The sequence below is a fragment of the Agathobaculum faecis genome (assembly GCF_014287995.1).
Lineage (GTDB): Bacteria > Bacillota > Clostridia > Oscillospirales > Butyricicoccaceae > Agathobaculum > Agathobaculum ammoniilyticum.
The window spans coordinates 1-13,767 of record NZ_JACOPL010000027.1 but is presented as its reverse complement, the minus strand read 5'-3'; the positions used below and the strand labels follow the sequence as shown (position 1 = coordinate 13,767).

Genomic DNA, 13,767 nt, shown 5'->3' with positions numbered 1-13,767 from the left:
AGAACGCCATCATCATAATCCAGCTTTGCCCACAGGAATGCCGCATCGCTCTCCTTAATCTGAGCATGTTCCAGAGCAATCTGCTTCGCCTGTTCCTCACTGATCTGGGTCGTTGGCTGCTGGCCACTGCCTGTGTTTCCGGAATTCTGGTTCGTCGCTGCCTGATTCTCTGCCACGGCAGCCTGCTCTACTGATGGCATGTCACTTACCGGAACCTGCCCGCTTGGCTGCAGCGATCCCGTTTGCGACGGCGCCCCCTGCTGCGGATAGCCAGCATTCCCTGCACCCGAAGCTATAGTTGGCGTACATCCCGCCAGCATTGCAGCCGCGCCAAACGCCATCATTGAGATCATTAATCCTTTTTTCATGTCCCAGACCCCCTTTCCTTTAGTACATCTGTAGTATATCGTGCTTTCATTAAAACTTCATTAAAAAAGTACATATTTTAGAAAAATTTTTCTGCTCCTATCAGGTTATGGAAAGCGGAACAAATTCTTATTAAATCCCGTTTTCAAAGGAAAAGACAAACAAAAAAACTGATTTTCTGCAGGAATAAGGACCAGGTTGTAATCAGAACAAAGGCGCGTTCCCGCAGAAAGACCCGCTCACGTTTACAACGCGGAGCGGGTCTTTCGTATTTAGTGATGACATCAACGCATAAGTTTTGCACAGAAAACGGAGCGCAGTATATTCACGCTGACCCGCCCCATTTTTCATAGAAGAAACCCAGGTTTACTGCAGGAGCTGGAGGACTCCCTGCGGCACCTGATTGGCCTGCGCAAGCATGGCCTGCGCGGACTGCACCAGAATGTTGTTCTTGGTGTAAGCCATCATCTCGTCAGCAACGTCGGTGTCGCGGATGGTGAATTCGGCGTCCTGGATGTTCTCGGTCATGACGGACAGGTTGTTCTGGGTGTGCTCCAGACGGTTCTGGGTTGCGCCCAGCGTACCGCGGATAGACGATACCGTGTTGATCGCGTTTTTGATGGCAGCCACTGCATTTTTAGCCCCAGCCTGCGTGGAAATATCAATATCCGTAAGCCCCAGCGCTGCAACATGGATATCTTGGATGGAAACTGCCATCTGGTTATAGCTGTCAGAGGTATCGCCAATCTGCAAAGTAAGGGCCTTGCCGGTAGTCGTAGCAGTTACTTTTGTGTTCGTTCCATCATTAATCGTCACGCCATTCTTGCCGGCTGCCGTCTTTAGGGTAGCCAGATCTTTAAAAGTACCGTCCGAGCCATCACTATCAGCTTTGAAAGTATATGTTGTCCCTTTGATCGTTACTGCATCACCAGCTTTAAACGTACCGCTGAGATTATAGCTTCCATCAGCCGCAGCTGTAATAGCCCCGCCATTTATAGTGCCGGAAATAGAGAGATTGACCGTAGCGCCATCCTGTAGAGAGCCGTCCAGTAACTTGATGCCGTTAAAGTTTGCGGAATCTGCGATACGGTCGATCTCGGTCTTCAACTCAGCCACTTCTTTTTGCAGATTATCTCTGTCAACTGCGTTGTCATAGGTGCCGTTCGAGGACTGGGTTGCAAGCTCGACCATACGGTTGAGCATGTCCTGCACTTCCTGCATCGCACCCTCACCGGTCTTTACCAGCGAGATATCGTCCTTTACGTTCTTCTGCGCGGTTTCCAGACCAGTGATCTGTGCGCGCATCTTCAGCGAAGTAGACGTAATCACGCAGGAGATTGACCAAATTTCTATTGTAATCCAGAATAATTCTGCGACCAGTGAGGAATCTGCGGCTGCTAGTTCAGAATTGTTTGCACAGGTAATCCAGTTGGAAGCGCAGACACAGAAATTCCAAGCAAAAGCCTGATAGGATAAGGACAGCGCGAAGAAATTTGAAAACGTGTAGAATCAGGGGGCAAGAGCTTGTTGTGATTCATTAGACAGGGCAGCTGAGGAGGGGAGGGCGTATGTTTGTCAAATAGATAGTTCAGCAAAAAGAGCACGAAAAAGTTAAGCAGGCAGCACCTGTTAATTTTATTTTACATAGTCATGAATATGTGTACAAAAAGGTGCTCAAACGCAAGATGATTGGTGCGTATCGTGTCTATGAGCGCCCATGGGTGGTACCCAAATGCAAAACATTCTGCGCTTATAAGAAAAAGCAAGAAAAAGGAGGTGTACCTCATAGCAATTTTAAGTTGTACTTGGGAAAACGAGCTACAGAAGAAATAGCTCTCCCCTCAGAATAGTGGACTATGAGAAGGCTAAAAGGCTCCTCATATATTGGATGGCGAACATGGTCAAAAAATCGAGCTTCTATTTGGAAGCCCGATTTCTGTTTATCTATCCAGCATTTTTACAATATAAGTCGTCAGCTCTTTCACAGAGAAGTTTGTCGTGTTAAGGCACAGGTCGTAGTTGAGCTTGTCGCTCCACACCTAGCCGGTGAAAAAGTTATAGTATTCCGCCCGCCCCTTGTTGATGGCTTGGATGCGGTGCTTCAGTCCATGATCTGTCAGTTCCCTACCTTCCTGTCCTTTCAACCGGCATCGCCTTATCTTGCTCTCCATATCAGAATAGGTAAAGATGCAATAGGGTTTCTGGTCTGCCAGAATATAGTCCGCACAGCGGCCCACGATCACGCAGTCCGACTTCTCCGCCAGCGCCCGGATGATTTTGCACTGCTCGGCAAAGCTCTTCCCCTGCTGGCGCAGCAGGCCGCCGGTGGGAAGGCGGAAGGTCACACCGTTGTCGATGGGGAACAACAGCACAGGGTTGCGCTCCATGCTGTGCTCCACCGTTTCTTCCATCAGCCCGGTTCGTTTAGAGAGTTCTGCAATGATCTCCCTGTCATAGTAGGCAATGTGCAGCGTCTCCGCAATGCGTCGGCCCAGCTCCCTACCGCCGCTGCCAAACTCCCGGCTTACTGTGATAATTCTGCTCATACGGATGCGCTCCTTTCCATCTTAGCTATATCGTGAATTAGATTGTGGTCAATCCTGTGTTTGACAAGGAACGCAATGCCCCAGGTAACGCACTGCGCCAGCGGGACCGAAAACCACACGCCCTGTAAGCCCAGCGCTGGGATGTTCGGCAGCACCAGCAGGAACAGCAGGATACATACCGGCTCGGCATAGACCAACAGGTACGACAGTATGCTCTTCTCCGTGGCGTACCGGAAAGCCGTGGTGATACGGACATAGGACAGTAGAACCAGAACAATCAGGAAAAACGGCAGATAGAACGATACGCTCCCGTTGGTTTCCACAGAGGCTCCAAACAGGATGCCCACATGATTCTGGGCCAGGAAGAACACCGCAAAGCACCCGATTCCAATCGTAGCAGCGGTTAAGTAGTCGTATTTCCGCATCTGCTTCATGGTGGGCAGGTTGTCCTCACTGAAAAAGCGGCTGATGAGCGGCTGGCTCCCGTCGCCCACACCTTGCAAAAGCAGATAGGCAATGGCCGCGACATAGGCGATGCACCCGTATACGGCCACCACCTGCTCGCCGTCATAGATCATCAAGAACCGGTTCATCAGGATGGTGGTAATCTGCGGGGAGAAGGTCAACCCCAAAGGGGCAACCGCCACTTTCAAAACAAACTCGAAAAGTGAAAATAGAGTTTTCGCCTGCGGTGCAGAAAAGCCAATTCTCTTTTTCACTAGGTAGAAAATCGCTGCCAGCATAGTCACGGCCTGTCCGATGATCGTATCCCATGCTGCGCCGGCCATACCTTGCCCAAGACCCTACACGAACACATAATGTTGGTGAAGAAGCCTGCCATCATGCAGGCCATGGCAAAGGTTGCGCCGCCTAGATTGCGGATGAACGGGACAAGGCCGGTGGCAAAGATCTGGAACACTGTACACAGTGCAATTACCCAGACATACTCCACAGTCATCTGTAAAAGTTCGCTTTTCGCCCCAGCAGACAGAGCAGCGGCATCAAAAATACCAGCATCAGCGCCATCAGTGCAACACTGGCCAGACCCAGCAGGAACGCCGTACTGGTAAAACACTCTTTTACTTTCCCCTGCTTCTTCTGCCCGCGCAGGATGGTAAACCGGATGGTATCGGACAGGCCGATGCCCGTCCCCACCGCCTGCATAAACGCGGAGATGGAAAAGCCCAGGTTGATGGCGGCCAGACCCATATCTCCCAAGCTACGCCCCACGAAAAAGCCGTCCACAATCGTGTAAATCCTCGAAAGGGCAAACGCTATCACGGACGGGAACACAAACTGAAAAAACATACGCCAGTTATTCATCTGTGTCGGAACTCCCATCTCGGAATAAGGTGATAAACAGGGCAAGGCTGTCATTTAGGGTGCGCATCCGTTCCAGCCCCATACGCTTCATAGCATACAGTTCCATATCATGCAATTTCTTAACGATAGTATCAGCAAGTTCCCGCCCTGTCTGAGTCAGGTGGATCTGCTTGTTCCGCTTATCTTCTGGGACGTGAACCAGTTCAATGTATCCCCGCACCTCAAATCCCTGTAAGAATGTATGAACCGTCTGCTTCAGGATTATCCATCTCTGGCCGATAGACTTGGAGGTACATGCTTTCTCATCATGGATCGAGTACAGCGCCAGGACGCTGTTCAGGGATAGCCCATTCCTCATAAATCGCATTGGTCTCCCGCCAGAGGGAATAATACCGCCGCAACTGCTCCAGCATCTGTCCCTCCTGTTTCATCAGGCTCCTCACTCCCTAATGCAGAATGGTACGGATACAAACTATTGTCAAACCGATGTCTGTCAAGAGCGCGTTAAAAATGGAGCGGCGGTGTTGCCGACCGCACTTTTATTTGTTAAACACCATTGAATATATTGTGTTACCAAAAATACGACCACCTTGGAGATTCGTTCTCCTAAATGGCCGTATTCTTTATTTTAAATTAATGCGCAAGTCGCAGGATATCGCAACCAGATTCTTGCATTCGTTTTCGATATTCAGACGGCGAACATCCTATGTGCCGTTTGAATATCGTGCTGAAATAAGTCGGATTCTCATAACCACACATATAACCAATTTCATATGACCGATATTTACTTTCCCGCAATAGTTGCTTTGCACGATTTAGCCGCGTTTCGGTCAGATAACTCACAAACGATTGAGCTAATTCCTGCTTGAACAATGCACTCAAGTAAGTAGGAGAGATCCCAACCGCCAATGCTACTATATCGAGTGATATTTTGGCGTCTGCATAATGCTCGCGAATATATAATTTGGCCCGTTTAACCGCATCCTGTCCCCCTGCAACATTCTTTTCGACGAAATCACACACTTGATCAATAATGTATGTCAAAGCATCCATCATGCCGTCAAGAGACTGTCTCGTCATCAGATGACTATATTCCTTCATCGGTTCGGGCAGTATGCTCTGTACCGGACAATGTATCTCAGTCAGAATGCTGAGCATTTCACTGTAAATGAATCCTACTATCATGCTGGTATACAAATAAGAATTGTGTGTATTCTGTCGAATGTTCTTCGTTATGTCTATCAAGCATGCGTGTATTTTTTCTTTATTAAAACTTGTCAGTGTATGTACAATTGTCTTCATGTCAAATTCATGTGGGAGCGGAGAGTTAAACGGCTTTGGCTCGATCTCCTCTACCTGCGTATCACGCCCATTCCCCATTAAGAATACGCGATCTACGAATTTAAGAGTTTCCTCGTACACAGCCTTACTGTTCTGTATTCCACCACAGATGATGGATGAAGAAATGGTTGTGTAGGAAACCTGTGTGACAGCCGCCCGTAGCCGATAAACATAGGATCGCATATTAAATTCTAAACCTTCTATCTGATTCCCCAGAAACAGCACAAAGTACAGACCGTTTTCTTTTTCTACAATACACATATTTTTTTCGCTTTGTGAAATCAGTATCTCCTCCAGCTCACTTGTAAGGCGAAAAAAGCTTTCTTCATCCTTGTCCCTGATTAGCCAATCGAAATTATCAATCTGAATCAGTATGCCTGCACAGCAGTTTGCCGTATTCCATTCTGCCGGCACGTGTTCCCTCAGCTGTCTCACGTTGATTTTTCCGGCGAGGAAACGCCGAAGTGCATGCTGGCATTGCCACATGCTATCTGCCGCTGCCTGCAAATGCAACCGCTTCACTTCATTGTTGCGCCCATGTATTTGATCTAATTCCTGAACAAGTTTGGTTAATACGCTGCACAATTCGGATATATCTACGGGCTTCAACAAGTACTCGGAAACACCTAACTGTAAAGCCGTGCGCGCATATTCAAATTCTTCGTGTCCAGTCAAAATAACAATCCGACAGTCAGGATTATGTCGGCGAAGCACCCGAATCATTTCCAAGCCATCCATGCACGGCATTCGAATATCTGTAATTACAATTTCGAACTGATTCTCCGCAGCGCACGATAGCGCTTTCTGCCCATCTTCAACTACCACCTCCAAAGCGAGTCCGAGAGACTCCCAAGGAACCGCTCGACGTATTCCTTCGCGAATAATTTCCTCATCATCTGCGAGCAGTACTGGATACATTCTCATTTCCTCCTAATTTTAGCGGCAGGTGAAGACGAACTGAAGTCCCTATCCCCAATTCACTCACGATCTCTATACCGTATTCCTCACCTGCCAGGATATGTATACGATCGCATATATTTCCCAGGCCATAACTCTCTGATGGATATTTCCGACCATACTTCAATAATTTTCCCAACTGTTGAAGCTGATTCTGCGGAATACCCACACCGTCATCCCGCACTTCCAGGAGAATAGTATCCTCCTGTTGAAGTGCATTAATGAATAGTCGGCATTTTCTCCTTGCAGGTTTGATGCCGTGATATAGTGCATTTTCCACCAGCGGCTGCAGTATCAGCTTGGGCACCATACATCCAGAAATGCTATGGTCCAGATAAACTGTATACTCGAATTCTCTGCTATAACGTATTTTCTGAATTTTAAGATAACTTTCCACATGAGCGATTTCGCATTCGACCGGAATCAAATCGCACCCTCCACTAAGGCCAATTCGGAAGAATTTCGTTAATGCAGTCACCATGTCATCTGCCTTCTTATTCTCCCCCTCCCAGATCAACCACTTTACGGAATCAAGCGTATTATATAGAAAATGTGGGTTAATCTGCGCCTGAAGTGCCTTGAATTCTGCCCATCTAAACCGCTCCTGTTCTTGCCGCACAGTATGAAGCAATTCTTTGATATGCAGAGTCATTTTTTTCATGCTAACTGCCAAAGCACCTATTTCATCGTCACGCACGACAAAAAGCGGTGTGTCAAAATCACCTTTCTCCACTTGGCCAACGAATTGCATCATCGAGTGAATAGGTCGCAGTTCATAGGCGCGCAGCAGGCGCGATACCAGAAGATTAATTAAACATGCAATTAATGCAATCCAAAGCAGTATTTTTAATATCTGACGGCTGTTCTGCCGAATAAAATTCTTATGTACTAATCCGGTTAAAGTCCATCCGCTTTCCGGCAGACGGCTGGAAAGGATAAAAAAATGTGCATTGTCATGAATCTCAGTTTCTTCACCAATTACCGTCCCGCGGATAAACTCAGAAACTGTCTCTCTTTGTCCATCGTCTTCCATTTGTTCCATCAATACGTTTCCACTGCGATCCATCAAAAATACATTCCCATTCTCTCCAAGGTACACATTCACCATTTTTCGGATCGTTTCCAACCGAATATCCACTATAATTATGCCGCATGGCAGACCAGTGCTTTTGTCCGTAAGAGAAGCGGCTGCGCTCAATACCCCCGCCCCCATATTGTTTACAATCATGGAGCCTGTCGGGCAAAGCCTCCATTTCACATCTGAATGGTTCCGCGCTTGCCGATAAAAATCGGCCGGCAATTCCAACTCTTCGTGAATGGAATAATAGCGCGACTTCGCCACCATACCATTGTCCAAAATCAAATATACCCCATAAATATTTTTATAATATTCGCCCAACTGTTTTAACCGAAGATTCAGCGATATCTGCACATCTTCGGTATTATTTTCGGAATTAAACACGCGGTTAATATGATGCTGAATCGTATCGTCCCTGATGACCAAATCGATCATACTCTTCGCATCTGTGAGCAGTTGATCCAGATCAAGCGCCACATTACTGACAATCTGCGCTGATAGCTGCAACGCGCTGTTATTCATCCTCATATCCGATGCACGATAAACGGTCATGCCTGCCGCCGATAGCGGCAACAACATCATCAATGTAAAGTACAGTGCCAGTCTCCGTCCCAGAGAATAGCGAAAAAAGCTTCGAATTCTATTCATTGCCAGCCTCCTGAAAAAAGGCGCAAGACCGGACCGCAAAAGCGGTTCGGTCTGCGTGATTCGGTATCAGTTGGTTACTCTTCCCCCAAGTACATTTTACGCACTTTATCATTATTAAGCAACCGCCGTCCGGTGTCAGTAAGCGTGATATTCCCTGTTTCCATAACATAGCCGCGATCAGCTATCGCCAAAGCCATACTGGCATTTTGTTCGACCAGTAAAATTGTTGTGCCCATTTTCTGAAGTCGCGGGATGATATTGAAAATTTCATCGATAAAAATTGGTGCAAGACCCATTGACGGTTCATCTAGGATGAGTAGTTTCGGATTAGAGATCAGTCCACGCACCATTGCAAGCATCTCCTGTTCACCGCCTGACAGTGTACCAGCCGTCTGCCAAATGCGTTCTTTCAGACGCGGAAAAACCTCAAACCATTTTTCAATATCGCTTTGCATACGCTGATTATCTTTTTTCAGAAAGGCTCCCATCTCTATATTTTCCATAACGGTCAACTTGGGGAACACATGGCGAGATTCCAACACTTGCGCAATGCCGTATTTGGCAACTTTGTAGGCCGGCAAGCCAGCGATACTTTTGCCCTCAAAGCGAATCTCTCCCTTACTCGGCTTCAAAATGCCTGAGATGCAACGCAGTAGTGTCGTCTTACCGGCGCCGTTTGCGCCGATCAACGCAACAATCTCATTTTCATTTACTTCCAAGCTGACACCCTTGAGCGACTGAATCGCACCGTATTTGTGCTCCAAATTACAAATTTCCAGCTTATTTGGCACGGGCGACTCCTCCTTTCCCCAAGTATGCCTCTATTACCTGCTGATTTTTCTGAATATCCGCCGGAGGCCCCTCCGCGATTTTTGATCCGTGATCCAGCACGGTTATTTCATCAGACAGACTCATCGCCAATTTCATATCGTGCTCAATCATGAGCACAGTAATTCCTTGCTGGCTGATTGCGCGGATGATTTGTATCAAATCCTTTTTTTCCGTTGAATTCATGCCAGCTGAGGCTTCATCCAACATCATCAGTTTAGGAGCACTCGCCAGACCACGGACGATCTCAAGCAGGCGCTGTTCACCATAAGGTAAATTGCAGGCCAGCTCGCCTGCGCGATGGGTAAGGTTTACAAAATCGAGCAACTCATATGCACGTTCAACCATCTTTTGCTCTTCCTGACGTTCTTTCTTTGTCCGAAGAATTGCAGATACAAGGCCAGATTTTGTACGGCAGTGTTGCCCAACGATAACATTTTCCAATACACTCATGGTCGAGAACAAGCTGATATGCTGAAATGTACGAGCAATACCAAGCTCGTTAATTGCGTATCTTTCATTACCGTTAATTTGTTTACCCTCAAGAAATACATTACCTTCCGTAGGCTGATATACTCCCGATATTACATTAAAGCATGTGGTTTTACCTGAGCCATTTGGACCAAGCAAACCATGAATTTCACCTTTAGAAACGCTCATGTCCAATTCATTAATTGCTTTCAGACCACCAAACTTCATTGTAACATGGTTAACCTTTAATAGTTCCTCCATTTACTCCACCCCCTGCTTGCTTGTGGCATTTCGCACAGGAACCTTATGAAACAGAAAATAAAAACGGTTATATACCGTTCCTGCAATACCATTCGGCATAAAAAAGAGTACAAAAATAATCAGCGCACCATAGATCAGCATCTGATATGTACCGAACTGCTGCAGAAATTCTGTAATTGCTATTACAAGCGCAGAACCGATTAAGGGCCCACAGAGGGTACCCATGCCGCCGACAAGCAACATCACAAGAAACATACTCGACTGGTCTGCCGAGAAGGTCTCTGGACTGATAAAACGCACCATATGTGCGTAAACCGCACCGCCGATACCGGCGTAAAACGCTGCAACAGTAAAAGCCAACGCTTTATAATGTGACAGTTTCATACCAAATGCCTCACTGGCATCTGGATTACATTTGATTGCCTGCATCGCCCGTCCAACGCGCGAATCTATAATCCGACGTTTAACCAACAGACTGAGAAGTACCAGTGCAAGCACAAAATATAAATATCTCGCGTTGGTATTCAGCTTGAAATCGAACAAAGTAACCGAAGGGATACCACCGATTCCATTTGCACCGCCGGTCAGTTGCGTCGGGCCATTGATTGCCAACAGACGAACAATTTCCCCAAATCCAATTGTTACCATTGCGAGAAAGTGGTGTACAAGTTTTGAGCAAGGGAGTGCCAGAATATAGCCAATTGCCGCTGCAAAGATACCGCCGATCAGCATTGCCAGCAGAACCGGCACGCCTGTTTTACTAAGGATAGCGCTGAAATACGCTCCAATCGCATAAAACCCTGCCTGCCCAAGTGAAATCTGTCCGGAATAGCCAAACAGGACGTCAAAGCCAGTATTGACAATAATATAGATGCCCAGCGTACAGAGAATCAGATGCATATATATCGCTTCACGGAACAAAACCGGATAAATCATCACCAATGCAGGCAGTACGGCTCCAATCGTGCGTTGTGTTTTCACATTGGACAGGGCTTTCATAATATGATTCATTTTTTACCCTCCCCTTAATCCGCTTTCACTTTCAAAATACCATGAGGCATGACGAATAGAACAACAATCAGCACACCGAAGGAAATGATATCCTTAAAAGACGAAGAAAGATAGCCTGCTGCCATCGTCTCTACAACACCGACGATCAGACCACCAATAATTGCGCCATACATATTGCCATAGCCGCCCAGAACAGCCGCTGCAAATCCTTTTGTCGAAAGGATCGCACCCATCTTTGGATATACGCCGTAGATCGGTGCCAAAAGGATACCTGCGATCGCACTAAGTACGGCAGCAAGCGCCCACGCCATACCGACCGTGAACGGTACATTGATGCCCACAACACCCGCTGCCATCGGATCCTGTGCTGCGGCGCGCAGACTTGTACCCATACGGGTCTTGTTCATAAACAAATGTAGTAAAATCATACAAACGATCGTGACCAACATGATCACGAGCTGCTGAGGTGAAATAGATACTACTCCGATTTGATATGGAAATTCTCCAAATACAGACGGAAAATTTTTAACATCAGTACCCCATACAATCATGGCAAAATTTTTCAGAAAAATAGATAGGCCAATCGTAGCGATAACAATATGTATTTGACCGGCACCTCGTTTGAGAAGCGGACTGATCATACTTCGTTCCATCAACATACCGAAAACGAACATAATTGCAATCGCAATGAATACTGCAAAAATAAACGGAATTTTACATCCAACATAAATAGTGAATGCAACGTAAGCGCCCAGCATGAATATCTCGCCCTGCACAAAGCTCATCAATCCGGAAGCGCTGTAAATCAGGCTATATCCAAGGCCGATCAGCGCATAGATACAGCCAACGGCTATTCCCCCGACCAACAACTGCAAAAACATAAGCTTACTCCTTTATTTCTTGTAAGCAGCGGCCAGCTCAGGCTATCGAACCGGCCGCTCTATTCGTTTCCGATTGTTTATTCAGCTTCCCAGTACTTACCGTCTTCAATCCTGAAAATACGCATTACATCAATTCCCTCGCCGTTGCCTCCCTTATAGGAGAATGTGCCAGCCAGACCAACATAGCCATCGATGTCATTATACGCATCGCGCAACTCCTGGCCATGATCTGCGCCAGAGTCCTCCATCGCAACCGCAATCATATTTATACCGTCATAGGCGCGGCAGGCGTTATCCGAAGCTGGAGCAGCGCCAAATTCAGCAATATAGTCTTCGAGAAACACCCTCATATTCTCGTCCTGCGCTTCTTCCGGATCCTCATAGATCAGATACTGCGCTGCGAAGCATACTCCATTGGCCGTATCACCTGCAACGTTAAGAATCTCCGGCATAGAATAACCTTCCGGACCTAAAATCGTACCCGAGAAGCCGGACTGACGCAGTTGCTTCGTAACCGCTCCCATATCATCGGACAAACACCATACTAGCACCGCATCCGGAGAGGCCGCATTGATTTTCGCAAACTGCCCAGTAAAATCACGATCACCGTTTGCCATCGTTTCCGCTGCAACGAACTCAATGTCATAATCCGCACAGGCTGCTTTGAAGGCATCCGCACCAGAAGTACCGTACTCGTCATTGCTTGTAAATGTCGCGATTTTCTTCAGCCCTTCGTCATTAGCATATTGCGCAAGCTGCTTACTTGCAGTATTCGCATTAGCAATCGAGCGGAACAGATAGGTATATCCCTGTTGAAGCCATGTTGGTGACGTACCCCCACTAACGAGCAAAGTCTGAGATTCTTCGACCACCGGCGCTGCTGCCTGCACATTAGCGCTGTGCAGCGAACCAAAAATCGCATTGACTTTGTCCACCTGTACCAGTTTGGTTGCCGCCTTTACCGCTTCCTCCGGAGACGACTTATCATCATATGATACAATCTCGACTTGACAGCCTAAGATGCCTCCCTTTTCATTCAACTGGTTAACCGCTAATTGAGCACCATTAAGCGCCGCTTGCCCCAGTTGCGCTGACCCGCCTGTCAAAGGTCCGAAATAACCAATCTTGATAGTATCATTCGAAGAACCCTCGCTACTCTGGGTATCGTTATTATTCCCACAACCTATAAGCAATCCCAGTATCATCGTTCCGCATAACAGCCAGCTTAATGTCCGTTTCATCAGTAACTCTCCTTTTCTGTCAACTTTGTTCTTTTTCTCTTTCTTTTTTGTATTGTATTCTGCACTATTTTTACGGGAGCAATTCGACCTTCATCAGACCTGGTTCCGCGTTATGAAGCCGCTTGAGCCATTCATCGCCCTCTTCCAAAGGAACAGTTGCACTAATCATACGGTCCACATTAATTTTTCCAGACGCAATCAGTGACAGACAGACGTCATACTCACCTGCGGAAGCACAGGAACCATAAAGAGTAATCTGCGAGGTGACGACGCTCTGCAGATTCATTTTCACCTCACGTGATACATTACCGACAAGAACCACTCCGCCGCCGTTTTTCGTACAGGACAGTGCAGTATCAAACGTTGCCGGTATACCCACTGCCTCAAAGGTAACATCCGCGCCGCGCCCTTCAGTCAGTTCAAGAACCCGTTGGCGGGTGTTCTCTTGTTTTGTGTTAATTGTTGCTTGTGCACCAAGCTCTTTTGCCATGGCCAGTTTGCCGTCATCCATATCCAGTGCAATAATCTGCGTACAGCCGGAAACGTTGAGCACCTGAATAAGCATTAGTCCGATCGTCCCGCAACCGACAACCACTGCTCTATCGCCCAAGTGAATCGGCGACTGTGCAACTGCATGCACCGCGATTGACAGCGGCTCGACCATCGCAGCCTGCTGATAGGAAACCGTATTTGGTATATGATATAGAATCCTTTCTGGCACTGCAATATATTGCGCCATAGCACCGTCGCGGCTATATTCCGCGCAATGGACGCCGAGTACGCGACGATGCATGCACAGATTCACCATGCCTTTA

15 protein-coding genes and 1 pseudogene are annotated in these 13,767 nt (G+C 47.2%); all 16 read right to left on the bottom strand.

From position 1 onward, the window contains the following. Positions 1-368, bottom strand: a pseudogene (locus tag H8S45_RS15000) (hypothetical protein); the annotation flags it as partial. 364 nt (positions 369-732) lie between these two features. Further along, positions 733-1,695, bottom strand: coding sequence for a flagellin (locus H8S45_RS14995; protein WP_054328424.1), 963 nt, complete (start codon positions 1,693-1,695; stop codon positions 733-735). A 710-nt stretch (positions 1,696-2,405) separates the two neighbouring features. After that, positions 2,406-2,912 (bottom strand): cytidylate kinase-like family protein, encoded by a 507-nt coding sequence (locus H8S45_RS14990; protein ID WP_243182504.1) that lies wholly within the window; start codon positions 2,910-2,912, stop codon positions 2,406-2,408. Then, positions 2,909-3,700 (bottom strand): MATE family efflux transporter, encoded by a 792-nt coding sequence (locus H8S45_RS14985; RefSeq protein WP_147574468.1) that lies wholly within the window; start codon positions 3,698-3,700, stop codon positions 2,909-2,911. The genes H8S45_RS14990 and H8S45_RS14985 overlap by 4 nt, the downstream gene beginning before the upstream one ends. After that, the gene (locus H8S45_RS14980; protein ID WP_054328422.1) at positions 3,658-3,870 is read right to left on the bottom strand and encodes a hypothetical protein; all 213 of its coding nucleotides are present in this window, start codon (positions 3,868-3,870) and stop codon (positions 3,658-3,660) included. The genes H8S45_RS14985 and H8S45_RS14980 overlap by 43 nt, the downstream gene beginning before the upstream one ends. Further along, positions 3,867-4,235 (bottom strand): MATE family efflux transporter, encoded by a 369-nt coding sequence (locus H8S45_RS14975; RefSeq protein WP_186950442.1) that lies wholly within the window; start codon positions 4,233-4,235, stop codon positions 3,867-3,869. Before H8S45_RS14975 ends, H8S45_RS14980 begins: the two co-directional genes overlap by 4 nt. After that, the gene (locus H8S45_RS14970; protein ID WP_152959518.1) at positions 4,228-4,593 is read right to left on the bottom strand and encodes a MarR family winged helix-turn-helix transcriptional regulator; all 366 of its coding nucleotides are present in this window, start codon (positions 4,591-4,593) and stop codon (positions 4,228-4,230) included. Before H8S45_RS14970 ends, H8S45_RS14975 begins: the two co-directional genes overlap by 8 nt. Next, positions 4,541-4,666 carry a hypothetical protein gene (locus H8S45_RS16640; RefSeq protein ID WP_256435240.1) on the bottom strand — a complete coding sequence of 42 codons (126 nt, stop codon included), beginning with the start codon at positions 4,664-4,666 and terminating at the stop codon, positions 4,541-4,543. Before H8S45_RS16640 ends, H8S45_RS14970 begins: the two co-directional genes overlap by 53 nt. Positions 4,667-4,868: 202 nt before the next feature. Next, positions 4,869-6,494, bottom strand: coding sequence for a response regulator transcription factor (locus tag H8S45_RS14965; protein ID WP_186950440.1), 1,626 nt, complete (start codon positions 6,492-6,494; stop codon positions 4,869-4,871). Next, entirely contained in the window at positions 6,469-8,259 is a 1,791-nt protein-coding gene (locus tag H8S45_RS14960) for a cache domain-containing sensor histidine kinase (protein WP_054328416.1), read from the bottom strand. The genes H8S45_RS14965 and H8S45_RS14960 overlap by 26 nt, the downstream gene beginning before the upstream one ends. 74 nt (positions 8,260-8,333) lie before the next feature. Then, a complete protein-coding gene (locus H8S45_RS14955) occupies positions 8,334-9,050 on the bottom strand; it encodes an ABC transporter ATP-binding protein (protein WP_054328415.1) in 717 nt (238 codons plus the stop codon). Next, positions 9,040-9,819 carry an ABC transporter ATP-binding protein gene (locus tag H8S45_RS14950; protein ID WP_147574471.1) on the bottom strand — a complete coding sequence of 260 codons (780 nt, stop codon included), beginning with the start codon at positions 9,817-9,819 and terminating at the stop codon, positions 9,040-9,042. Before H8S45_RS14950 ends, H8S45_RS14955 begins: the two co-directional genes overlap by 11 nt. Next, positions 9,820-10,830, bottom strand: a complete 1,011-nt coding sequence (locus tag H8S45_RS14945) for a branched-chain amino acid ABC transporter permease (RefSeq protein WP_054328414.1) — start codon at positions 10,828-10,830, stop codon at positions 9,820-9,822. It abuts the gene before it with no gap. 14 nt (positions 10,831-10,844) lie between these two features. Continuing rightward, positions 10,845-11,711, bottom strand: coding sequence for a branched-chain amino acid ABC transporter permease (locus tag H8S45_RS14940; protein WP_054328413.1), 867 nt, complete (start codon positions 11,709-11,711; stop codon positions 10,845-10,847). A gap of 77 nt (positions 11,712-11,788) precedes the next feature. Then, a complete protein-coding gene (locus H8S45_RS14935; RefSeq protein WP_054328412.1) occupies positions 11,789-12,952 on the bottom strand; it encodes an ABC transporter substrate-binding protein in 1,164 nt (387 codons plus the stop codon). A gap of 70 nt (positions 12,953-13,022) precedes the next feature. After that, positions 13,023-13,767 (bottom strand): zinc-binding dehydrogenase (locus tag H8S45_RS14930; protein WP_207724515.1); only part of this gene is annotated, 745 nt, incomplete at its 5' end.